This window comes from Roseomonas marmotae, from assembly GCF_017654485.1.
GTDB classification, from domain to species: Bacteria; Pseudomonadota; Alphaproteobacteria; order Acetobacterales; family Acetobacteraceae; genus Pseudoroseomonas; species Pseudoroseomonas marmotae.
In genome coordinates this window covers 3,326,711-3,347,578 of the sequence record NZ_CP061091.1, presented here as the reverse complement: position 1 = coordinate 3,347,578, position 20,868 = coordinate 3,326,711, and the positions used below count along the sequence as shown (strand labels likewise).

Here is a 20,868-nt window from a genome sequence, read left to right as displayed (position 1 = left end):
GCGCTCCACCGCCGCATCGGCGGTGGACGCCTCAAGGACTGACCGCATGCCCGGCTTCGCCTTCGACAACAGCTATGCGCGCCTGCCCGAGCGTTTCTACGCCCGGACCCGCCCGACCCCGGTGCGGGCGCCGGCGCTGGTGCGGGTGAATGCCGCACTGGCCGAGACCCTGGGGTTGGACCCCGCCGCGCTCTCCAGCCCGGAGGGCGTCGAGATCCTGGCCGGCAACCGCATCCCCGATGGCGCGGAGCCCATCGCGCTCGCCTATGCCGGGCACCAGTTCGGGCAGTTCGTACCGCAGTTGGGGGATGGGCGCGCCATCCTGCTGGGCGAGGTGGTCGGGCGGGACGGACAGCGGCGCGACATCCAGCTCAAGGGCTCCGGCCCCACGCCCTTCTCACGCCGCGGCGACGGGCGCGCGGCGCTGGGGCCGGTGCTGCGCGAATATATCCTCAGCGAGGCCATGGCAGCCCTGGGCATCCCCACCACCCGCGCCCTGGCGGCGGTGACGACCGGGGAGACCGTGCAGCGCGAGACGGCCTTGCCTGGCGCCGTGCTGACGCGGGTCGCGGCAAGCCATCTCCGCGTCGGCACCTTCCAGTATTTCGCGGTGCGCGGCGACGTGGATGGCCTGCGGGTGCTGGCCGACTATGCCATCGCCCGCCACTACCCCGGTCTGGCGGGGCATGAGCGGCCCTATCGCGCGCTGCTGGAAGGCGTGGTGGCGCGGCAGGCGGAGCTGGTCGCCGGCTGGCTGATGGTGGGCTTCATCCATGGCGTGATGAACACCGACAATACTTCCATCTCCGGCGAGACGATCGACTACGGCCCCTGCGCCTTCATGGACCAGTACGACCCGGCCACGGTCTATAGCTCCATCGATTATTACGGCCGCTACGCATACGGCAACCAGCCGCCCATCGCGCAGTGGAACCTGGCGCGGCTGGCGGAGGCGATGCTGCCATTGCTGGCCGAGGACGAGGATGCGGCGGTGGCCGAGGCGAAGCAGGTGCTGGCGGGCTTCGTGCCGCGTTTCGAGGATGCCTGGATCGGTGGCATGCGCCGCAAGCTCGGCCTTTCCATGGAGCGGGAGGAGGATGCGGTGCTGGCGCAGGACCTGCTGGCGGTGATGTCCGCGCAGAAGGCCGATTACACGCTCACCTTCCGCGCGCTCTGCGACGCGGCGGCCGGAAAGGATGATGCCGTCCGGACGCTCTTCGCCGAGCCTGCCGCCTTCGATGAATGGTCCGCCCGCTGGCGGCAGCGGCTGGAGCGGGAGGAGATGGCGCCCGAGGCGCGCGCCGAAGCCATGCGCGCGGCGAACCCGCTCTACATCCCCCGCAACCATCAGGTGGAGGCGGCGCTGAACGCCGCCGTCTCCTATGGCGACTTCGCGCCGTTTGAGGCGCTGCTGGATGTCCTTTCCCGTCCCTTTGAGGAGCGCGAGGGGCTGGAGCGCTATACCCTGCCGCCCCAGCCGGAAGAGCGCGTGCAGCAGACCTTCTGCGGCACCTGACACCCGGCGCCGCATCGCGCGTTCTCCGCCAGAGCAACGGAAGGAACGGCGATGCCCCAGGGATGGCCCGAGCGGCTCTGGATCGTCCGGCACGGGCAGAGTGCCGGAAATGTCGCGCGCGCCGCCGCGCAGGCGGCGCGGCAGGCGCGGATCGACATCGCGGAACGCGATGTGGATGTGCCGCTCAGCCCGCTGGGGGAGGAGCAGTCCCGCGCGCTGGGGCGCTGGTTCGGCGCGATGCCGGACGGGGAGCAGCCGGAGATCGTCTTCAGCTCCCCCTATCGCCGCGCGCGCCACACGGCGGCGCTGATCCGCGAGGAAGCGGGCTTCCGGCACGGCTCCGGCACGATGGTGCTGGATGAGCGGCTGCGCGAGAAGGAATTCGGCGTGCTGGACCGCCTGACCAGCCAGGGCATTGCCGAGCATTACCCGGAGCAGGCCGAGTTCCGCCGTTCCCTCGGCAAGTTCTACCACCGGCCGCCGGGGGGCGAGAGCTGGTGCGACGTGATCCTGCGGCTGCGGAGCGCGCTGGACAGCATCTGCCTGCGCCATGGCGGGCGGCGCGTGCTCATCGTCGGGCATCAGGTGGTGGTGCTCTGCCTGCGCTACCTGCTGGAAGGGCTGACGGAGGAGGAAATCCTGGCCATCGACCGTGAGGGCGACGTCGCCAATTGCGGCGTGACGGAATATGCCTTCGATCCCGGCCTGGGGCTGGAGGGTGGGATGGTGCTGCGGCACTACAACCTGACCACACCGGTGGAGCGGGAGGGCACGCGCTCCACCACCCAGCCGCATGGCGGTGCGCCGCGATGAGCGGCGAGACCCCGGTCACCGAGGCGCTGCTGCGCGGCATGCCGCTGCCGCAGCATCATGACGGCGACGACAAGAACGCGCGCGGCGGCGTGCTGGTGGTGGGCGGCTGCCTGGAAGTGCCGGGCGCGGTCCTCCTGGCCGGGATCGCCGCGCTGCGGACGGGCGCGGGGCGGCTGCAGATGGCCAGCTGCGCCAGCCTGGCGCCCTCCATGGGCATCGCCCTGCCGGAGGCCCGCGTCTTCGGCCTGCCGGAGACGGAGGACGGGCAGATCGCCCCTGCCGCGGCTTCGCTGCTGGGGCGGCGCGGCGGGCGCGCCAGGGCGCTGGCGCTGGGCCCCGGCATGATGGAGGGGCCGGAAAGCGACGCGCTGACCGTTGGCCTGCTCCGCAGCCTCTCCGGCCCCGCGCTGGTGCTGGATGCCGCCGCCCTGGCCGCCTTGCCGCGGGAGCGGGAGGCGCTGCGCCGCCATGCCGGCCGCGTCGTCATCACGCCGCATGACGGGGAGATGGCGGGGCTGCTGGGCATCACGCGGGAGGAGGTGATGGCCGATCCGCTCTCCGCCGCGCGGCATGCCGCCGCCATGCTGCAGGTGGTGGTGGTGATGAAGGGCGGCTGCACCCGCATCGTCACGCCCCAGGGCGATGCATGGTCCTGCGACCAGGGCAATGTCGGGCTGGCGACCTCGGGCTCGGGCGATGTGCTCTCGGGCATCGTCGCCGGGCTGCTGGCGCAGGGCGCCACGCCGCTGCAGGCCGCGCTCTGGGGCGTCTATACCCATGGGGAGGCCGGGCGACGCCTGGCGGAGGCACAGGGGCTGGTCGGCTACCTGGCGCGGGAGCTGCCTGGCGAGGTGCCGAGCATCCTGGCGGACCTGGCCTGAGCGGGCGGCGCCCCGGCCTCGGGCCCGGGGGCTGCACCGTCAGGCCGGAGGCTTGCTGTCCATGCCGCCGTCACCGGCTGCGGTCGGTCCGGCCGTCTTGCCGGAGGAGGACTTATCGGCTCCGTTCATCGGCCGCCCTTCTTCACTGCGCCTGTCGGCGATCCGCCCGTGGGCGCACCCCCTGTGCCGATGCTGCCCAGCCCCGCGCCAGGACCGCCGCCTGGTGCCGTTCCGCCGGGGTTATGGCCGGATGCTATGCCTTGCGCGCCCGAGGTGCCTGTCGGGGCCGAGGGCTGCACTCCGGCAGTATCCTCGATCAGCCGGTCAGCGCCGGATGTGTCCTTCCTGTCTTCGGCTTCGGCCATCATAGCTGCTCCTTGCAGGTGAAAAGAGGAACTGCCCGCCGTGGCGGACACCTTTCCCCTGTTCCCATAACTCCGGTTCCGGAAGGGGGTTCCGCCTCGCCGGCACGGGCCGACTTTCTGCCGGTCCCGGCGTTATGCGGCTGCGGCCCCCAAGCCGGAGGGGCGCATGATGACCAGGAGCAAAGATGGATTCCGAGCCCGAGAGCCTGCTGGCCGCGCAACTGCTGGAACAGGCCACGGAGGCGGGGGAGGGAGGGCTGATCCATCTGGCACGCTCGGAAGCCCGCGCCGCCCGTCTGCACCGCGCCGCCCGCGCGCTGGCGGGGCCGGAGGTGGAGGTGCTTCTGCTGCCGGGCTGGGACTGCCTGCCCTATGACCGTGCCTCGCCCAGCCGTGCCGTGATGGGCAGCCGCATGGCGGTGCTGTCGTCCCTGGCGCGGGCGGCCACCGGCCCGCGGCTGGTGATCGCCGGCATCGCCGCCGCCACGCAGCGCCTGCCCCCGCCCGCCGCCTTCCGGAGCCTGGTACTGCGCCAAGGCGATGCGCTGGACCCCGGGAAGCTGGAGCAGGACCTGCTGCGCCTGGGCTACCGCCTGGATGCGCGGGTGGATGAGCCGGGCGAGGCCGCCCTGCACGGTGCCGTGCTGGACCTCTACCCCGCCGCCGAGGATGGGCAGCCCTGCCGCGTCGAGCACGCGGAAGGCCGCATCACCTGCATCCGCCGCTACGACCCCCTGACCCAGCGCAGCGTGGCGGAGGCCGAGGCGGTGATGCTGGGCCCGGCCTCGGAGATCATCGACCCCGGCGCAGAAGTGGAACTGCCGCTGCCCCCTGGCGCCGAGCATGGGCTGGCGGATTTCTATCCCGCGCTGGTGAGCCTTTTCGAATTGCTGCCGAAGGCCCGGCTGGTGCAGGAGGTCGAGGTGGAGGAACTGCGCGCGGCGCGGGAGCGCGAGGTGGCCGAGGCCTTCCGCACCCGTCTCGCCGTGCTGGCGGCGGAGGAGGAAGCGCCGCCGCTGAGCGAGCCGGCGGCGCTCTATCTCGATGCCGCTGCCTGGAAGGACGCGGTGGCCGGGCGTGCCGTGACCCTGCTGCCGGAAGCGCCGGAGGAACCGCCCGGGCGGCTTCCCAGCTTCTCGGAGGAGGGCGACCCCGAGGAAGCCTTCCTGGAATTCCTGGAGGATGAGCTGGAAGCCGGGCGCCGTGTCGCCCTGGCCGGTCCGCCGCGTGCCGCCCGCGCCCTGCTGCGGCTGGCCGAGGAACGGCTGGGCGAGGCCGCCACGCCGCTGCCGGGCTGGCTGGCGCTGCGCGCCGCCGCCGCCCGCTGCTTCGCCCGGCTCGATGGTGCCCTGGTGGCCGGCTTCCGCACGGCGGGCGCGGCGGTGGTGGCGCTGGCGGATGTGCGGCCCGCCTATGCGCGGGAAGGCGGGCAGCCCTCGGCCGGGCTGGCTTTCGGCGCGGGGCAGCTCCAGCCGGGGGATGCGGTGGTGCATCTGGACCACGGGCTGGGCGCGCTGCGGGGCGTGGAGGCCGTCACGATCGACGGCATCAGCGAGGACAGGCTGCGGCTGGAATACGCCGATGGCGCCACGAAGCTGGTGCCGGCGGATGAGACCGACCGCCTCTGGCGCTATGGCGCGGAGGCGGAGAGCGTGACCCTGGACCGGCTGGGCGGCGAGGCCTGGCCAAGGCGCCGCGCCGAGGTGGAGGCCGAGCTGGCCGAGACCGCCCAGGCCCTGCTGCGCCTGGCGCGGGAGCGGGAGGCGCGCACGGCCCCCGTGCTGCGTCCGCCGCGCCGGGCCATGGAACGCTTTGCCCAGGGCTTTCCCTATTCCCTGACCATCGACCAGGAGGTGGCGATATCCGCGACGCTGCGCGACCTCGCCGCCGGGCGGCCGATGGACCGGCTGATCTGCGGCGATGTCGGCTTCGGCAAGACCGAGGTGGCCATGCGGGCCGCCGCCGCCGCCGTGCTCGCGGGGTATCAGGTGGCGCTGCTGGCGCCGACCACCGTGCTGGTGCGCCAGCACCTGGAGAGTTTCCGCCGCCGCTTCGCCGCCCTGGGCACGCGGATCGAGCCGCTCTCCCGCCTCAGCCCGGCGGGCGAGGCGCGCGCCACCCGTGCGGGACTGGCCAGCGGCGAGATCGGCATCGCCATCGGCACGCAGGCGCTGGCCGCGAAGGGCGTGCGCTTCAAGAAGCTTGGCCTCGTCATCATCGATGAGGAGCAGCGCTTCGGCGCGCGGCAGAAGGCCATGCTGCGCCGGCTGGGCGAGGGCGTGCATAGCTTGGCGCTGACGGCGACACCCATCCCGCGCACGCTGCAATCGGCGCTGATCGGCCTGCAGGCGTTGAGCGTCATCGCCACCCCGCCCGCGCGCCGCCAGCCCATCCGCACCTTGCAGATCCCCGCCAGCGACGCGCTGCTGAAGGAGGCGCTGCAACGCGAGCGACAGCGCGGCGGGCAGAGCTTCATCGTCTGCCCGCGCATCGCCGACATCGCGCCGATGCGCGCGCGCCTCCGCCGCCTGATGCCGCGCCTGAAGCTGATCGAGGCGCATGGCGACATGCCGCCGGAGGAGATCGACGCCGCCATGGTGCGCTTCGCCGAGGGCGGGGCGGATGCGCTGCTCTCCACCAATATCGTCGAGACGGGGCTGGATGTGCCGCGCGCCAATACCATGCTGGTCTGGCACCCCGACCGCTTCGGGCTGGCGCAGCTGCACCAGCTGCGCGGCCGCGTCGGGCGCGGGCGGGTGCGCGGGCATATCCTGCTGCTGACCGACCCGGAAGACCCGCCCAGCGCCGCCGCCGCCCGCCGCCTGAAGACGCTGGAGGCCTTCGACCGCGTCGGCGCAGGCTTCGCCATCAGCGCGCGGGACATGGACCTGCGCGGCGCCGGTGACCTGCTGGGCGAGACCCAGGCGGGGCATGTGAAGCTGATCGGCATCGGGCTCTACCAGCACCTGCTGGACCGCGCCCTGCGCCAGGCGCGGGGGGAGCCGCTGCCAGAGGAGTGGTCCCCGAGCCTGGCCGTCGGCATCAGCGCCGGCATTCCCGAGGACTACATCGCCGATGACGCGCTGCGGGTGGAGACCCATGCCCGGCTGGGCGAGATCCTGCGGCAGGGCGATGCTGGCGCGCTGGCGGAACTGGCGGAGGAGATCGAGGACCGCTTCGGCCCGCCGCCCGAACCGGTGCGGCACTGGCTGGCCCTGGCGCGGCTGCGGCTGCACTGCCGCCGCCTGGGCGTGCGGCGGCTGGAGGCGGGGCCGCAGGGCGTGGCGGCGCAGCTGGAAGGCGAGCGGCTGATCCTGCGCCGCCCCAGCCGGACGCCGGCGGAGCGGCTGGCCCTGCTGACGCGCCTGCTGGACAATACGCGGCGGCACCTGAGGAAGCGCGCCGCCTGAGGCTCAGGCGGTGTGCGCCAGAGCCTCGGCGGGGTCCAGGCCGCAGCGCCGCAGGGCGGGCGCGGGCAGGCGGGTCAGGAGGGCCGCGACGGCCAGCAGCCGAGGTAGCGCGCGAGATGCCCCCATGATGAGCGCCTGCCCCCGCTCCGAGACCATCAGGCGGGAGAGCAGCGTGGCCCGGCCCACCAGCGCCGAGACATCGCGCGCCAGCAGGCGCTGATAAGCCGCCGCATCCTGCCCGCCGAGATGGCAGGCAGCCGCCAGCCGCGCGCTGTGCAGCGCGATGGACATGCCTTCCCCCGCGAAGGAAGGGATGACGGCGGCCTGATCCCCCAGCCGCCAGCAGCCGTCGCCCTGCCGCTGCACGAAGCCATAGGGAATGGCGGCGATGGCCAGGGGGCGCTGCCGCTCCGCGCCACAGCCTTCCAGCCGGTGCGCCAGATGTGGGCAATGCGCGGCGATATGGGCCAGCAGCGCCGGCCACTGCCGTCCCAGCCCCGCGAAAGTCTGTTGCCGCACCAGCAGGCAGAGATTGACGCGCCCGTTCTCCACCGGCTGCAACCCGGCATAGCCGCCGGGGAAGAGGCCGATCTCCACCGAGCGGCCCAGCGCCGCCGCCTGCCCGGGCCGGAGGCGGAGATGCAGCTTGAAGCCCAGCAGGTCCGGCTGCCGGCCGGGCGGGCGGCGCCAGCCGCGCAGGTCGTGCTTGCCGGTCGCGAGGAAGACCTCGCGTCCCTCCACCACGCCGCCATCCTCCAGCCGTGCCTGCCAGAGCGCGCCCTGCCGCCGAAGCTCCCGCGCGCCGGCGCCACGGCGCAGTGCCGCCCCGGCGCTGGCGGCATGGGTCAGCATGGCCTCGTCCAGCCGGCGGCGGGAGAGGCTGAGGGCTGGAAAGGGCAGGGAGTGATGCAGCGCCTCCCCATGCCGCGCCAGCGCCACCCCTTCCACCCGCAGGGCGCCGAGGGCCAGCGGGTCAAGGCCGAGCTGCCGGAGGTAGAAGGCCGCTTCTCCGCTGAGGAATTCACCGCAGACCTTGTCATGCTCCTGCTCCTGGCGCTCCACCAGCAGGACGTCCCGCCCGGCCGCCGCCAGCTGCCGCGCCAGGGCCGCCCCGGCGATGCCGCCGCCGATGACCAGCGCGTCATGCGGCCCCGGCATCAGCGCAGCCGGGCGACGCAGAGGCGGAAGGGAACCCACCAGCGGATGCTCGCCGCATCCTCCGGCACGCCCGCCGCTGCCAGAAGCCTCCGCCAGTCTGAAGCGACGAAGCCGCGGGCGATGGAGACCGGCCCGTCATGCTGCACGAAGCGGTGCATCCGCATCAGGCGGGAGGCATGGGTGAACGCACGGTGGGGCAGGGGATGGCGATGCAGGTCGTTGATGAACCAGCCCAGCCGCGCGGTGTCTTCCATCCAGCGCAGGAAGCGCAGGAGGGCCGCATCCTCCAGGTGATGGGCGAAGAGCGAGCTGATGACCACGTCCACCTCCTGCGCCGGGCGATGCGCCAGCACGTCGCCAGTTTCCCAGGCGATGGGCAGATGCGGCGGCGTCGCCGCGCGGGCGGCACGGGCGGACCAGGGATTGAGGTCGATGCCCGTCAGCCGCACGGGAATGCGGCGCCGCGCGGCCCAGTGCGCGATCCGTCGCAGCGTGTCGCCATGGCCGCTGCCGGCGTCCAGGATATGCAGGGGGCGCTGCCGCGGCAGGCGGCCCTCGCGCGCCAGCCCGTCCAGGAAGGCCAGGGTGGGGCGATAGGCCAGGGTCAGCCGGTTAACGCGGGCCAGATCCGTCAGGCAGCCCTGGAAGGTCTCGAAATCCCAGGCAGCGTCATCCATCAGCTCAGGCGTGGTGGCGCGGCGTGAGAAATCGGGGCGGCTCATGCCGCGCCGGCCCGGTGGAAGAGCATCGTCTCCGCCACCATGCCCGGCCCGAAGGCCATGGCGCAGCCACGCTGCCCCGGGCTGGAATTCCGCAGCATCTCCCGCAGCACGAAGAGCACGGTAGCCGAGGACATGTTGCCGTAGTCCCGCAGCACGGCACGGGATTCCCGCAGCGCCTCGGGCGGCAGCTCCAGCGCATTCTCGACCGCGTCGAGCACGGAGCGGCCACCGGGATGGATGGCCCAGAGGCCGATCTCCTCCTGCGCCGCGCCGCGCAGCACGGCCGCCGTACCCGTCCGCAGCCCCTGCGCCACGCCGGCTGGCACGCGGCCGGAGAGCACCATGTCGAAGCCCTGGTCGCCGATGCGCCAGCTGATATGCGGCTCCGTCTCCGGCACCAGCAGGGCCTGGAAGCTCTCGATGCCGATGCCCTCCGGCTCCGCCGTCACCAGGGCGGCGGCGCAGCCGTCGGCGAAGATGAGGAAGCTGAGCACCTGCTCCAGGTCATCGGATTCCTGGAGGTGCAGCGTGCAGAGTTCCAGGCTGACCAGCAGCACCCGCGCGCCGGGTTCCGAACGCACGATATGCCGCGCCAGCTTCAGGCCGTTGATGGCGGCGTGGCAGCCCATGAAGCCGACCATGCTGCGCTCGATGCCCGGATCCAGGCCAAAATGACGGATCAGCGCGAAGTCCACACCCGGCGCGGCGAAGCCGGTGCAGGAGATCGTGATCAGATGCGTCAGCCCCGCCGCCGTATCGCCCAGTTCCAGCGCTTCCACCGCGCGGATCGCCAGAGGCGCCGCCTCCCGCTCGAAGCGCTGCATCCGGGCGGCGGTGGAGGGGAACTGGCCCAGGCGGTAGAAGCCCTCGGTGTCGATAGCGGGGCCATCCCCGGCATTGCAGGCGAGGAAGGACCAGCGATGCGCGATATGGCTGCGCTCGGCCATGCGGTGGAACAAGGCCAGCCGGCGCGGCTCCCGCAGCAGCCTGCCGGCCTGGGCGATGAAGCCGTCATGCACGTCATGGGGCGGAACGGCGGTGGCGATCCTGTTGATATAGGCGGTGGCGGGCAAAAGGATCGCTCCGGTCTATGCTGTTCCTCGCCCTCAACGCGTGTGAAAGTTCCGGGTTTTCAGTGATCGGCATAGGCCGTGCCGTCCTCGGCGCGGCGGGGCGCATCCACGAAGCGGCCGCCATCCGGCACGGCCAGCGCGCCGAATTCGCGCGAGAGCCGGTGCAGCGCCTGCCGCATCTCCGCGCCTTTCATGGCATGGCCATGGCCTGCGATCACCAGCTCCGGCTCCAGCGGCGCCAGTCTGGCCACCGAGGCTTCCGCGGCCTGCCAGTCATGCGTGTAGTATTTCGGCGGGCCATGCATCTCCGGCTCCTGCACCGCGGTGGCATAGGCGGATTCGCTGGCGGTGGTGACGAAGGCATCCCCGGCGATCAACGTGCGGTCCGCTTCGCGCCAGAGCGAGATATGGCCCACCGAATGCCCGGGCGTATGCAGCCAGCGCCAGCCCGGCATCTCCGGCACGCTGCCGTCCTCGGGCAGCATGCGGAGGCGCGGGCCGACATCCACCGGGCCGCGCGGGTAGAGCGGTGAGAGCAGGGCCATGGCGCCGCCGCCGACCGTCGGGTCCGGGGGCGGATAGGCGCTGCTGCCGTCCAGGTAGGGTTTCTCCAGCGGATGCGCGTAGACCGGCACATCCCACTCCCGGGCGAGTTCCTCCAGCGCGCCGACATGGTCGAAATGGCCATGGGTCATGACAATGGCGGCCGGCGGCACACCCTCTCCGAAACGCTCGGCGGCGGCGCGGCGGATGCGTCCGGCCGTGCCGGGGATGCCGGCATCCACCAGCACCCAGCCCGGCTCGCCGGGCCGGCCATGGAAGACGATGTTGACGAAGACAAGCTGCTTGTAGGCCAGGTCGCCGGCGATCTGGATGGTGCCGTCATCCCGGGTCTCGCCGGCGATGTCCGACCGGCTCAGGGGAACCTGCTGGGCCACGCTTCCATACTCCGCTGCCATGGGAAGGCGCCGCGATGGTCACACGGCGGCTCTGCGCCATAACGCGGCACGCAGTGCCGGGTTCATCTCCCCCTCGGGCCATGCCGCCTGCAAGTCGCTCCTGACCTGGGCGTGAGCCAGCCTGCGGGCGGGCAATCAGCAGCGCGCGCTATCCCGTCAAGCTCAAGCTGCTTGCGACGGAATATTACGTGAAGGATCAAAAGGAAGATGGCGGGACCTTGTCATTTTCCGACGCTCTCTTCCTCCTTCGTCGTGCAGCGGCAACTATTGTTGCTTTTGCCCATTCTTTCTTGGCCAAGGCCATTGAGCACATCTGCCAGGGCCGTGCCGGCGCAAGCCGTGGCGCGACGTGGTGCCGCCCGTATGTAAGAAAAGAGGAACGGCCATGAGTTCAAGCTATCCACCCCCGGGAGGGCAGCCGCCGGCAGGACAGGCTGGCGGCATGTCCGGCAAGCCCGGTGAAGAATCGACCATCGACAAGACCCGCGCGACCCTGCAGGAGCAGGGTGCGGCCGTGAAGCAGGAGGCCCGGCGCGTTGCCGATGAGGTGAGCGCGGAGGGCAGCAAGGCGGTCGAGGATATCAAGGCCGTCGGCCAGGACCTGTCCTCCGCGGCCATGGAAAAGGCGGAGGATCTGGCCGAGCGCGGCAAGGAGATGGGCGCCGAGCGCGGCGCCGGCCTGGCGGAGGCGACGCGCCGGGTGGCCGATGACCTGGAGAGCTCCTCGCCGGAAATCGCGCGCCACGTGCGCTCCGCGGCCGATTCCATCGAAAGCGTGTCGGCATCCCTGCGGGAGCGCAGCGTGGGCGACCTGATGCGGGAGGCCAGCGGCTTCGCGCGGCGCCAGCCCACGGCCTTCTTCGGCGCCGCCGTGGTGGCGGGCTTCGCCCTCGCGCGCTTCGCCAAGAGTTCCTCGGATGGCCAGGCCGGCACGACCGGCACCCGGGGGCTGACGGGCCGGACCGGGATGCCAGGCGGCACGGGGATTGCGGGTGGCGCGGCGACGACGGACCGCGCGCCGGGTTGGGTGCCGGGTGGCACCGGAAGCGCCGCAGGCACTGCGCCGCTGCAGCCAGCGACCATGCCGGCCGCCACGCTGGGCGGCGCCGTCGCGCATAAGCCCGGCACGGCCGCGCCGGGCAGCATGCCGACGATCGACGAAACCGGGTCCGGCGGGAGGACGTCCTGATGTCGTCCGACACCAACAGGACCGTTCCCGACCTGCTGGGTGATCTGTTGCAGCAGACATCCTCGCTGGTCCGGAAGGAAGTTCAGCTGGCACGCGCCGAGCTGAACGAGAAGATCGGCCAGGTCGGCACCGCCGCGACATCCATCGGCATCGCCGCGGCACTGCTGATGGCGGCGGTGGTGATCCTGTTGCAGGCCGTGGTGGCCCTGCTGGTCACCTTCGGCCTCACCACCTGGCTTGCCGGCTTCATCGTCGGCATCGTCGTCGCCGGCATCGCCTATGTGCTTCTGCGTTCCGGCATGAACAAGATGAAGGCGGCCAACCTGACGCCGGAACGGACCGCGCATCAGGTTTCCCGCGACGCAACCCTGGCCAAGGAGGCCGTGCGATGAGCGACAGCAGCCATTCCGATACCCGTTCCGCCGCGGATATCGAGGCGGATGTCGAACAGACCCGCGCCCGGGTGACACAGACCATCGATGCGCTGCGTGATAGCATGTCGCCCGGCCAGATCATGGACCAGGTCGTCGATTACGCGCGCGGCTCGGGCGGCGCCGAATTCGTGCGGAACCTCGGGACTTCCGTGCGGGACAACCCGTTGCCGGTCCTGCTGATCGGCGCCGGTATCGGCTGGATGCTGCTCGGCAGCCAGAACCGCACTGCCCCGCATCAGCAGGCCGTGCCCCTGCAGCCGCAGCGGGCCCTGCCGCCGCCCTCGCCCTCGACCCGCATGCATGTCGTCCACCAGGCCTCCGGCCCGGGCATCACCGACCGGGTCTCGGATGCCACGGCTTCCCTGCGCGATGGTGCGGAAGGGGTGGCAAGCAGCGTCGGCAGCGCCATCGGCTCCGCGGCCAGCAGCGCACGCGACGCGCTCGGCGCGGCGGCTTCGGCGGCCAGCGACGCCGCCTCCTCGATGGCCGGCGCGGCTTCCGGCATGGCCGGCAGTGTCGGTGACGCGCTGGGCTCCGCCAACGACACGGCCCGTGCCTACCGGCATGACGCCACGCATATGGCCGGCCAGGGCTGGAATTCCGCGATGGGCAGTGCCAGCCAGTATGGCGGCCAGATGAGTCATGGCTTGAACCGTATGGCCAGTGAGCAGCCGCTGCTGCTGGGCGCGCTGGGCCTGGCCGTCGGCGCCGCGCTGGGTGCGCTGCTGCCGCGTACGCAGACCGAGGACCGCCTGATGGGCGATGCCAGCGATGCGATGACCAGCCAGCTCGGCGGCATGGCGCAGGAGCAGTATGAGCAGGCGAAGGAGGTTGTGACCGACCGGGTGCAGGAGGTGCGGAGCAAGCTGAGCGGCTCCGCGCCTTCGGCATCCTCCCTGGGGGATACGGTCGCGGATGTCGCGCGCGGCGTGCGGGAGACGGTGACGGACGCCGCCCGTGACCTGGGCGACACCGCCAAATCCGGTATCGACAAGGGTGCTGCCCAGGCGGGGCTGGAGAAGCAGGACAAGACCGACGACAAGGCGGCGCGTATCTGAACGCCACCTCTTAATCCCGGCGGCGGAGCAGCCCCGCCGCCGGGACCATGAAAAAGCCCGCGAAGGCCAGTGCCTTCGCGGGCTTTTCTGTGGGTGTGCCGGTCAGATGCCGGCCTTCTCGCCCTGCGCGCGCAGCGAGGCATATTTGCGCGTGATGGCGTCGAGGTTGTCTTCACACCACTGCGCCATCCGCTCCTCCTCGCTCAAGGAGAGCTTCAGCACGGACGGGGCCTGGGTATCGCCGGCCAGGTCGGCCAGGGTCAGCAGGGATTTATAGGAGGCGATCTCGAAATGCTCGAAAGCATAGTTGGCGAGAGAGTTCTTGATGATCTCATCCTGCATCGGCACATGGCCCATGGCGGCCATATTGCCCATCACCCCCGTGACGAAATCCTTGAAGCTGGAATGCGACGTGCCCTGCGCCTGCAGCAGCTGGTCCAGGCGGTCGCGCTGCTGCTCGGTCTCCGCAACATGTTTCCGCAACACGGATTCCACTTCCGGGTAGCTTTGCAGGCGATCAAGCTGGCGTGACATGAGTTCGATGGCCTGAACTTCCAGCGCGCGCGCGTTGACCAGACCGGTGATGTAGGTATCGCGGTAGCTTTCCTGCATGGATCAGGTCTCCTCAATGGGTTGGCGGACCTCGACTCAACGCATGTGGTGGCTGACCGATGCATGATGTGCTGCCATATCCGCCGCCATCGGCGTTCAGGACGTGCAGACCGTCACGACGCGAAGGGAGTGCCGCATGGAGATCGACATCCCGCCCATGGCCGAGCGGATCGTCAGCCGGCTGGACCGGCTCGGCATCGACCCGGCCGAGGCCTTCCGGCAGGCCGGGCTGCCGGAGGATTTCCTGGAGCGGCTGCGGGCGGGCAAGGCGCCGGTGCCGCGCGGGCAGCGCCTGGTACGGCTGGCGGAGGCGCTGGGCACCTCGGTCTCCTATCTCGTCGGGCTCGACCCGGATGTGCAGCCACCACAGGAGCTGCTGGAGGAGGAACAGGCCTCGCTGGGGCTGCTGGCGGGGGATGAGGAGGCGCTGCTCCGGGCCTACCGGCGGCTCGATGTGCCGGGACGGGCAGCGTTGTTGCAGGTGGTGACGCGGATGGCGGGACCGGAGCCCGACCAGCCTGCCCGTGCCCCGGCGCGCGGGCGGCGCATCGGCTGACCTCGGCGGCGCCGCTGCCACCATCCGGCGGCCCGGGCGTTCTGGCGGCATGGAGGACAGGATGATGGACACCCCGACCAAGAAGCCCGAGCCCCTCAGCGAGGAGACGCCGGAGGAACGCCTGCAACGCCTGGAGCGCCAGCGCGTCCGTCCGGAGGATGAGGAACGGAGATCCCCCGGCGGTCCAGCCTCGCAGATCAGCCCGGATGTGGAACCGGCTGGCAGCTGACCCGTGATCATCTTTCTCGACTTCGAGGCCAGCAGCCTGGGCAAGCACGGATTTCCCGTGGAAGTGGGCTAGGCTGCCGAGGATGGCACGGAGGAGAGCCACCTGATCCGCCCCGCGCCGGACTGGGAGGAATGGAGCGAGGAGGCGGAGCGGGTGCATGGCATTCCGCTGGAGCGGCTGCGGCGGGAGGGGGAGCCGCATGACCGCGTGGCCCGGCGCATGCTGGAGGCGCTGACGGGCCACGAGCTTTATGCCTCCGCGCCGTCCTGGGATGGGCAATGGAACAGCCGCCTGCTGCGTGCCGCCGGTTTGCCGCGCCACGCGCTGCGGCTGCGCGACACTGAGGAAGCGCAGCGTGACGCCATCCTGGCCGTGCTGCGGCGGGCCGGGCTGCCCGAGGCCGGGTGGCAGGCGGCTGTCGACAGGATCCGTTCCGCGGCGATGCGGGCAGAAGAGGCGGAAGGTCCGCCGGCGCATCGCGCGCTGGAGGATGCGCGCCGCGAACTGCGCCTGTGGCGCGACATGCACCGGTGGGCCGAGAAGGAGATCGCGGCGGGTTAGCGTCGCATCCCGCCGGCTGCGCTCAGGTGGATTCGCCCTCGATCAACTCGAAACCGAGATCGGAAATTGCCGGCATGGATTGGCCGCGTATGCGGGCGACGATGGCATCCGCTGCGGTGGCGCCCATCCGGTAACGCGGGATGGACAAGCTGGTCAGGCGGGGCGAGATGGCGCCGGCCACCGCATGGTCGTCGAAGCCCGCCACCGCCAGTTGCCGCGGTACGGAAATGCCGCGCCGCTGCGCCGCCAGAAGCATCCCCACGGCCAGTACGTCGCTGGCGCCGAAGATCGCATCTGGCCGGGGCGTGATGCGCCAGAGGCTGTCCAGCGCCACCTCCGCTTCCGGATAGCCCCCGGGCGTCTCGATGACCCGGTCTTCGTCGAAGGGCAGGCCGGCCGCCCGCAATGCGTCGCGATAGCCGGCCATGCGGAGCCGGCTGGAGGTGGAGGAGCGGAAGGGGATGCTGACGAAGGCGATGCGGCGGTAACCCCGCCCGATCAGATGCGTGGTGACGGCGCGCGCGGCGGCGCGGTTGGAAAAGCTGACGGCCATGTCGATCGGGTTGCGCGGCAGGTCGCCCAGTTCGACGATGGGAATGCCGGCATCCTGCAGCCGGGCGCGCGTTTCCGGCAGATGCTGGGTGTCGTGCAGCACGATGCCGCAGGGGCGCATGGCCAGGAACTCGCCCACCAGCCGCCGTTCCTCGGCGCGGGAGCGGCGGCTGATGCCCACGGACAGCGCCAGGGCATGGCTGTTGAGGCCATCGCCCAGGCCCTGCAGCATCTCCGCGAACAGAATGTTATGGATGTTCGGCATGATGGCGCCGACAAGATTGCCTGTCCCCGCCTTCAGCGCGCCTGCCGCCCGGTCCGGTACATAACCGATGGAGCGCGCGGCATCCTGCACCCTGCGCCTGGTTTCGGGCGTGACGGATTCAGAACCGCGCATGGTGCGGGAGACCGTCATGAGGGACACGCCCGCGAGGCGGGCGACATCATGGATGCGGGGCTTGTTTCCGCGAGGTCGGCTCGGGCTCATCCCGGGCAGCCTAACGCTGCCTGCGCCGTTCGTCAGCCGTTTAGATGAATATGTGGAATAATATTTGACGCCCAAGGCGAGGGGGCGGAGGCGCGGCGCGCGGTGCCGCGCGCCGCGCCTGGGGGAAGATTACCGGTGAACGAGGTTCATGCTGGCGGGGAGGGGGAGATAGGCTATGGAGCCTTCGGAGCCGCCGGAGAAGGTGGGGATGCCGCTGGGCTGGCGGGCAAAGGCGTTGTTCAGGTGGATGATGCGGAGGCTGTTGCCGTTGCCTTCGGTGCGGACGGCGCCGCCGCCAAGGATGTTGCCGGTGTGGTCAGCGGCGTATTGGACGGCGAAGGTCTCGCCCTGGCTCTGGACCGTGAGGGGGTTGGCGGAGGCGGCGGCGGCGGAGGTGGCGAGGAGGGCGGTGGCGGCGAGGAGGGTGCGGAAGGCGGTCATGATGTGTGATCCTGGGATGGCTGCGTGGGAAGATGTGTTGGGGCGTTTATAGTCCGCTACCTTATCGCGCGCGACTGTTCTTCCCGCATGGCAGTCATGCCTTACTGGCGCGCACGCCTCAATCGTGTGCGACCTATATGGGGAATATAATCCTTCTAGCCCTGAGGATGCCCCGTACCATGTCTTCTGCATGCCCTGACCTCGACGATCTGCTCTGCTTCGCCATCCATTCCACGGCCCACGCCATCCAGCGCGCCCAGAAGCCGATCCTGGACAAGCTTGGACTGACCTATCCGCAGTATCTCGTGATGCTGCTGCTCTGGGCCAGGGACGGCCGGACGGTCGGAGCGCTGGGCGAGAAGCTCTTCCTGGAATCCAGCACGCTGACCCCGTTGCTGAAGCGGCTGGAGACGGCCGGGCTGGTCCAGCGCGCGCGCGATGCCGCCGATGAGCGGCAGGTGCGGGTGACGCTGACGGAGGAGGGGCGGCAACTTTACGCCAAGGCCCGCAGCCTGCCCGGCTGGTGGGAGCGCACCCCGATCACTCGCCCGGAGGAAGTGGAGGCCCTGCGCGAGGGCGTCCTCCGCCTGCGGGACAGCCTGGCGCCGAAGCGGGACTAAGCCTGCCTCCGGGGGGTATGGGTTCCGCCTTGGCCGCGGCCGTGCGAGCATCCTGTCGGATACTGCTAGAGGAGGCCCGGGCGATGCGCGCCAGGATTCGCGGAACCGAGATCTATTTCGACGTGGAGGGCATGGGGCTGGTGCCCGACGGCCCGCGGATGCGGGAGCGCCCGGTGGCCTTCGTCCTGCATGGCGGCCCGGGCGGCGACCATTCCGGCTTCAAGCCGGGCTTCTCGCCGCTCGCTGAAGAGATGCAGCTTGTCTATATCGACCATCGCGGCCAGGGGCGCTCCGCGAAGGGCGACCCGGAGAGCTATACGCTCGACGAGAATGTCGAGGACCTGGAGGCGTTGCGCCAGTATCTCGGCCTCGGTCCCATCGTCTCAATCGGCACGAGCTATGGCGGCATGGTGGCCCTGGCCCATGCGGCACGCTATCCGGCTTCCGTCTCGCATCTCGTCGCCGTCGTCACCGCCGCGCATTCCGGCTTCGTTGCGCGCGCGCAGGAGATCGTGCGGGAACGCGGCACGCCGGAACAGCAGCGCGTCTCCCAGAAACTCTGGGATGGTGAGCTGCTGACCGTGGAGGATCTGCGGGAATACTACGCCGTCATGGGGCCGCTCTATTCCACCACCCATGACCCCAAGGCCAGCCAGAACGGGCGCAGCCGCACGCTCTATGAGCCACTGGCCCTCGACCGCGCGTTCCGTCCAGGCGGTTTCCTGCGGAATTTCGACCTGCGGCCGGAACTCTCGCGCATCACCGCCAGGACACTGGTCCTGGCTGGCCGGCACGACTGGATCTGCGCACCGGAATTCTCCGAGGAGATCCACCGCCTGATCCCCGGTTCCGCGCTGCGGATCTTCGAGAACAGCAGCCACTCCATCCGCGCCGATGAGCCGGAGGCGATGATGGGCGCGATCAAGGGCTTCGTCGCCGGGTAACGCCTCAGGCCCTGCTGCGCGTGGAGCCCCGCACCGTCAGGGTACCGCGCAGCAGGGTGATCTCATCCGGCATGGACGGGTCCCGCATGCGGGCCAGCAGCAGCTCCAGCCCGCGCCGCACCATCGGGACCAGGGGCTGGGACATGGTGGTCAACATATAGGTCGGGCGCGCGCCTTCCTCGATGTCGTCGAAGCCGGTGACGGAAATATCCTCCGGCACCCGCAACCCGGCACGGCGCAGCGCGTCGATGACGCCAAGCGCCATCACATCACTGACGGCGAAGATGGCATCCGGGCGCTGTTCCGCCGGCAGGCCGGCGATCCGCTCCCCCGCGATGAAGCCGCCCGTCCAGCTGGATGTGCCGCCGCTGACGCGTACCGCTTCAAGCCCCGCAGCGGCCAACCCGCGTTGGAAGCCATCCTCGCGTTCCAGCGCCGTGGAACTGGCGCTGTCGGTGGCCACCAGGGCGAAGCGCCGATGCCCTTCGGCCAGCAGGAAGCCCGCCATGTCGGCGGCGCCGCTGAGATTGTCGCAGGAGACGGAGGACGCGCGCAGCCGCGTCACGCGGTTCAGCATGACGACGGGCACGCCGCGCTGCCCGCAGATGCTGGCGATGTGGGAGGAAAGCTGCGCCGATGTCACGAGGCAGCCATCCACGCGGTATTGCAGCAGGGCGCGGGCGGTCTCCTCCTCCAGCGCACCGGCGCCGAGATGCAGGATCAGCAGCCGCACCCCCAGCGTGGCGGCCTGCGCCACCACCTCCTGCAGCAGCGCCACGTAGAAGGGGTTTTCCACCGGCCCCAGCACCAGTCCGATCAGGCCGCTGCGCCCGCCGGAAAGGGTGCGCGCCAGCGGGTCCGGCATATAGCCCAGGTCCAGGGCAATGCCGGCGATCCGTTCCCGCGTGGCGGCGGAGATGCGCGTATCGCCATTCAGCGCGCGGGATACGGTGGAACTCGCAACGCCCGCGCGCTGGGCGATGGTGATGACGGTGACACGTTGGTCAAGGCGCGGCGCGCCGTTGCCGGATGGGGGCATGGACGGATCCTACGGCCGCGGTCACTGGTGCGAAAGGCCGCGCACACGGATGCGCATACTCGGGCGTATGGGCGTGATGGCCTTCTGATCCACTGGTTGGCAACGGGGAAAACGGGAGCAACAGACGAGCAAATCGAGCTTTCCTGACTGCTGGTCATGCGCGGCAATGTGCACACGTATGCACAATTCGGTGGACAGAGGCTGTGCCGGCCTTTAGCTTCCGCCGGGAAAGGCCGGCAGGGATGACTGGCCATATTGGAGAAACGTCTCATGCGCGCTCCCCTGACGCGCCGCAGCGCCCTCGTGGCTGCCGGCGCCGGCCTCTTCGCATCTGCGGCGCTGAAGCGCCCCGCCCTGGCCCAGACCACGCTGCTGCGCGTCGGCGGCACGCCGAATTACGGCCCGGTGCTGCCTGTTCATGCCGCCAACAAGCTCGGCTTGTTCGAGAAGCTGGGCCTGAAGGTCGAGTTCACCGGCTTCGCCGGCGGCTCCGCTGCCATGGAGGCCGTGGCGGCGGGCGAGGCCGATATGATCAACTACTTCCCGCCCGGGGTGGCGCTGGCGAAGCAGCGTGGTGTCGCCGCCACCATCATCGGCGCGGGCACGCTGACGCCGCGCGGCTGGAAGATCATGGCGAAGAAGGACAGCCCGCTCTCTGGCGTGAAGGACCTGGCGCGCAAGAAGATCGGCGTCAGCGCCAATGGCTCGACCACGGATTTCTTCGCCCTCTGGGCGGCGCAGCAATCGGGCAGCATGGTCTCCCGCATTCCGCTGGGCGGCGGCGGCCTGATCCCGGGGCTGCTGGCTGGCAATGTCGATGCCATCGTTGCCTATCCGCCGCTTTCGTATCAGCTGGAATCCTCGGGCGACGCGAAGGTGGTGGTCGATCTCGGCACCGCCATGCAGCCCAACCTGCCGGATGTCTGGGTCGCCGCCGACAAGGTGCTGACGCAGAAGAAGGACGCCATCCAGAAGGCGCTGGTCGGCATCTATTCCGCCACGCGCTACATGAAGAAGAACCCGGACTGGACGGTGAACTTCATCCAGGAGCAGAGCAAGTTCTCCCCCGCCGTGGCGAAGCTGGAATTCGAGAATACCATCATGGGCCTCTCGGATGACGGCACGATCAAGGAGGAATGGGTCGAGAACTCGCTCGCCCTCGGCCGGCTGGCCGGGCTGCAGGAACTGCCCTCGGCGAAGTCGATGTTCTCGACGGAATTCTTCCCCGTCACCGCGATCGACGCCTGAC

Annotated in this window: 21 protein-coding genes; 13 read left to right on the top strand and 8 right to left on the bottom strand. The window is 70.6% G+C overall.

Translation table 11 applies throughout. From position 1 onward, the window contains the following. The first annotated feature begins 46 nt into the window (after nucleotides 1-46). From IAI58_RS15800 to IAI58_RS15785, 4 genes are all read left to right on the top strand, one after another. Nucleotides 47-1,516 (top strand): protein adenylyltransferase SelO, encoded by a 1,470-nt coding sequence (locus tag IAI58_RS15800; protein WP_207444912.1) that lies wholly within the window; start codon nucleotides 47-49, stop codon nucleotides 1,514-1,516. Nucleotides 1,517-1,567: 51 nt separating this feature from the next. Next, nucleotides 1,568-2,329 carry a histidine phosphatase family protein gene (locus IAI58_RS15795; protein WP_207444913.1) on the top strand — a complete coding sequence of 254 codons (762 nt, stop codon included), beginning with the start codon at nucleotides 1,568-1,570 and terminating at the stop codon, nucleotides 2,327-2,329. After that, a complete protein-coding gene (locus IAI58_RS15790; protein ID WP_207444914.1) occupies nucleotides 2,326-3,210 on the top strand; it encodes an NAD(P)H-hydrate dehydratase in 885 nt (294 codons plus the stop codon). The genes IAI58_RS15795 and IAI58_RS15790 overlap by 4 nt, the downstream gene beginning before the upstream one ends. A gap of 550 nt (nucleotides 3,211-3,760) precedes the next feature. Continuing rightward, nucleotides 3,761-6,985, top strand: a complete 3,225-nt coding sequence (locus tag IAI58_RS15785) for a DEAD/DEAH box helicase (protein ID WP_207444915.1) — start codon at nucleotides 3,761-3,763, stop codon at nucleotides 6,983-6,985. A 3-nt stretch (nucleotides 6,986-6,988) separates the two neighbouring features. Here the strand turns inward: IAI58_RS15785 and IAI58_RS15780 are convergent, their stop codons facing one another. From IAI58_RS15780 to IAI58_RS15765, 4 genes are read right to left on the bottom strand one after another with little or no spacing between them, the layout of a single operon-like run. Then, a complete protein-coding gene (locus IAI58_RS15780) occupies nucleotides 6,989-8,143 on the bottom strand; it encodes an NAD(P)/FAD-dependent oxidoreductase (RefSeq protein WP_207444916.1) in 1,155 nt (384 codons plus the stop codon). After that, a complete protein-coding gene (locus IAI58_RS15775) occupies nucleotides 8,143-8,865 on the bottom strand; it encodes a methyltransferase domain-containing protein (RefSeq protein WP_207444917.1) in 723 nt (240 codons plus the stop codon). The genes IAI58_RS15780 and IAI58_RS15775 overlap by 1 nt, the downstream gene beginning before the upstream one ends. Then, nucleotides 8,862-9,938, bottom strand: coding sequence for a type III polyketide synthase (locus tag IAI58_RS15770; RefSeq protein ID WP_207444918.1), 1,077 nt, complete (start codon nucleotides 9,936-9,938; stop codon nucleotides 8,862-8,864). The genes IAI58_RS15775 and IAI58_RS15770 overlap by 4 nt, the downstream gene beginning before the upstream one ends. Before the next feature lie 59 nt (nucleotides 9,939-9,997). Then, nucleotides 9,998-10,876 carry an MBL fold metallo-hydrolase gene (locus IAI58_RS15765; protein ID WP_237182871.1) on the bottom strand — a complete coding sequence of 293 codons (879 nt, stop codon included), beginning with the start codon at nucleotides 10,874-10,876 and terminating at the stop codon, nucleotides 9,998-10,000. Nucleotides 10,877-11,339: 463 nt separating this feature from the next. Here IAI58_RS15765 and IAI58_RS15760 point away from each other — a divergent pair, with 463 nt between their 5' ends. Genes IAI58_RS15760 through IAI58_RS15750 form a run of 3 tightly spaced genes read left to right on the top strand, consistent with a single transcriptional unit; the run spans nucleotide 11,340 to nucleotide 13,578 of the window. Then, nucleotides 11,340-12,086, top strand: a complete 747-nt coding sequence (locus IAI58_RS15760) for a hypothetical protein (RefSeq protein WP_207444920.1) — start codon at nucleotides 11,340-11,342, stop codon at nucleotides 12,084-12,086. Then, nucleotides 12,086-12,478 (top strand): phage holin family protein, encoded by a 393-nt coding sequence (locus IAI58_RS15755; RefSeq protein WP_207444921.1) that lies wholly within the window; start codon nucleotides 12,086-12,088, stop codon nucleotides 12,476-12,478. The genes IAI58_RS15760 and IAI58_RS15755 overlap by 1 nt, the downstream gene beginning before the upstream one ends. After that, the gene (locus tag IAI58_RS15750) at nucleotides 12,475-13,578 is read left to right on the top strand and encodes a DUF3618 domain-containing protein (protein WP_207444922.1); all 1,104 of its coding nucleotides are present in this window, start codon (nucleotides 12,475-12,477) and stop codon (nucleotides 13,576-13,578) included. Before IAI58_RS15755 ends, IAI58_RS15750 begins: the two co-directional genes overlap by 4 nt. A 102-nt stretch (nucleotides 13,579-13,680) precedes the next feature. Here the strand turns inward: IAI58_RS15750 and IAI58_RS15745 are convergent, their stop codons facing one another. After that, a complete protein-coding gene (locus IAI58_RS15745; protein ID WP_207444923.1) occupies nucleotides 13,681-14,190 on the bottom strand; it encodes a ferritin-like domain-containing protein in 510 nt (169 codons plus the stop codon). A 136-nt stretch (nucleotides 14,191-14,326) separates the two neighbouring features. Here IAI58_RS15745 and IAI58_RS23320 point away from each other — a divergent pair, with 136 nt between their 5' ends. From IAI58_RS23320 to IAI58_RS15730, 3 genes are all read left to right on the top strand, one after another. Continuing rightward, nucleotides 14,327-14,746, top strand: coding sequence for a helix-turn-helix domain-containing protein (locus tag IAI58_RS23320; protein WP_207444924.1), 420 nt, complete (start codon nucleotides 14,327-14,329; stop codon nucleotides 14,744-14,746). A 61-nt stretch (nucleotides 14,747-14,807) separates the two neighbouring features. Continuing rightward, nucleotides 14,808-14,975, top strand: a complete 168-nt coding sequence (locus IAI58_RS15735) for a hypothetical protein (RefSeq protein ID WP_208775991.1) — start codon at nucleotides 14,808-14,810, stop codon at nucleotides 14,973-14,975. A gap of 153 nt (nucleotides 14,976-15,128) precedes the next feature. Next, a complete protein-coding gene (locus IAI58_RS15730) occupies nucleotides 15,129-15,536 on the top strand; it encodes a hypothetical protein (protein ID WP_208775990.1) in 408 nt (135 codons plus the stop codon). A 22-nt stretch (nucleotides 15,537-15,558) separates the two neighbouring features. On the opposite strand, the gene IAI58_RS15725 is transcribed toward IAI58_RS15730, so the two are convergent. Together IAI58_RS15725 and IAI58_RS15720 are read right to left on the bottom strand one after the other, a co-directional pair. Continuing rightward, on the bottom strand, nucleotides 15,559-16,575 hold the full coding sequence (locus IAI58_RS15725) for a LacI family DNA-binding transcriptional regulator (protein WP_272874733.1): 1,017 nt from the start codon (nucleotides 16,573-16,575) through the stop codon (nucleotides 15,559-15,561). Nucleotides 16,576-16,704: 129 nt separating this feature from the next. Then, the gene (locus IAI58_RS15720; protein ID WP_207444927.1) at nucleotides 16,705-17,016 is read right to left on the bottom strand and encodes a hypothetical protein; all 312 of its coding nucleotides are present in this window, start codon (nucleotides 17,014-17,016) and stop codon (nucleotides 16,705-16,707) included. 179 nt (nucleotides 17,017-17,195) lie between these two features. Between IAI58_RS15720 and IAI58_RS15715 the strand changes: the two genes are divergently transcribed. Continuing rightward, on the top strand, nucleotides 17,196-17,636 hold the full coding sequence (locus IAI58_RS15715; protein WP_207444928.1) for a MarR family winged helix-turn-helix transcriptional regulator: 441 nt from the start codon (nucleotides 17,196-17,198) through the stop codon (nucleotides 17,634-17,636). 83 nt (nucleotides 17,637-17,719) lie between these two features. Then, nucleotides 17,720-18,580 (top strand): alpha/beta fold hydrolase, encoded by an 861-nt coding sequence (locus tag IAI58_RS15710; protein ID WP_207444929.1) that lies wholly within the window; start codon nucleotides 17,720-17,722, stop codon nucleotides 18,578-18,580. A 4-nt stretch (nucleotides 18,581-18,584) separates the two neighbouring features. Here the strand turns inward: IAI58_RS15710 and IAI58_RS15705 are convergent, their stop codons facing one another. Further along, nucleotides 18,585-19,619, bottom strand: a complete 1,035-nt coding sequence (locus IAI58_RS15705) for a LacI family DNA-binding transcriptional regulator (protein WP_207444930.1) — start codon at nucleotides 19,617-19,619, stop codon at nucleotides 18,585-18,587. A 270-nt stretch (nucleotides 19,620-19,889) separates the two neighbouring features. Here IAI58_RS15705 and IAI58_RS15700 point away from each other — a divergent pair, with 270 nt between their 5' ends. Further along, entirely contained in the window at nucleotides 19,890-20,867 is a 978-nt protein-coding gene (locus IAI58_RS15700) for an ABC transporter substrate-binding protein (RefSeq protein WP_207444931.1), read from the top strand. Nucleotide 20,868: the final 1 nt, after the last annotated feature.

Bases quoted from the DNA above. Each gene is read 5' to 3' on its own strand.
- IAI58_RS15800 (WP_207444912.1), top strand. From the start codon at position 47: ATGCCCGGCTTCGCCTTCGACAACAGCTATGCGCGCCTGCCCGAGCGT.
- IAI58_RS15795 (WP_207444913.1), top strand. From the start codon at position 1,568: ATGCCCCAGGGATGGCCCGAGCGGCTCTGGATCGTCCGGCACGGGCAG.
- IAI58_RS15790 (WP_207444914.1), top strand. From the start codon at position 2,326: ATGAGCGGCGAGACCCCGGTCACCGAGGCGCTGCTGCGCGGCATGCCG.
- IAI58_RS15785 (WP_207444915.1), top strand. From the start codon at position 3,761: ATGGATTCCGAGCCCGAGAGCCTGCTGGCCGCGCAACTGCTGGAACAG.
- IAI58_RS15780 (WP_207444916.1), bottom strand. From the start codon at position 8,143: ATGCCGGGGCCGCATGACGCGCTGGTCATCGGCGGCGGCATCGCCGGG.
- IAI58_RS15775 (WP_207444917.1), bottom strand. From the start codon at position 8,865: ATGAGCCGCCCCGATTTCTCACGCCGCGCCACCACGCCTGAGCTGATG.
- IAI58_RS15760 (WP_207444920.1), top strand. From the start codon at position 11,340: ATGTCCGGCAAGCCCGGTGAAGAATCGACCATCGACAAGACCCGCGCG.
- IAI58_RS15755 (WP_207444921.1), top strand. From the start codon at position 12,086: ATGTCGTCCGACACCAACAGGACCGTTCCCGACCTGCTGGGTGATCTG.
- IAI58_RS15750 (WP_207444922.1), top strand. From the start codon at position 12,475: ATGAGCGACAGCAGCCATTCCGATACCCGTTCCGCCGCGGATATCGAG.
- IAI58_RS15745 (WP_207444923.1), bottom strand. From the start codon at position 14,190: ATGCAGGAAAGCTACCGCGATACCTACATCACCGGTCTGGTCAACGCG.
- IAI58_RS23320 (WP_207444924.1), top strand. From the start codon at position 14,327: ATGGAGATCGACATCCCGCCCATGGCCGAGCGGATCGTCAGCCGGCTG.
- IAI58_RS15735 (WP_208775991.1), top strand. From the start codon at position 14,808: ATGATGGACACCCCGACCAAGAAGCCCGAGCCCCTCAGCGAGGAGACG.
- IAI58_RS15725 (WP_272874733.1), bottom strand. From the start codon at position 16,575: ATGAGCCCGAGCCGACCTCGCGGAAACAAGCCCCGCATCCATGATGTC.
- IAI58_RS15720 (WP_207444927.1), bottom strand. From the start codon at position 17,016: ATGACCGCCTTCCGCACCCTCCTCGCCGCCACCGCCCTCCTCGCCACC.
- IAI58_RS15715 (WP_207444928.1), top strand. From the start codon at position 17,196: ATGTCTTCTGCATGCCCTGACCTCGACGATCTGCTCTGCTTCGCCATC.
- IAI58_RS15710 (WP_207444929.1), top strand. From the start codon at position 17,720: ATGCGCGCCAGGATTCGCGGAACCGAGATCTATTTCGACGTGGAGGGC.
- IAI58_RS15705 (WP_207444930.1), bottom strand. From the start codon at position 19,619: ATGCCCCCATCCGGCAACGGCGCGCCGCGCCTTGACCAACGTGTCACC.
- IAI58_RS15700 (WP_207444931.1), top strand. From the start codon at position 19,890: ATGCGCGCTCCCCTGACGCGCCGCAGCGCCCTCGTGGCTGCCGGCGCC.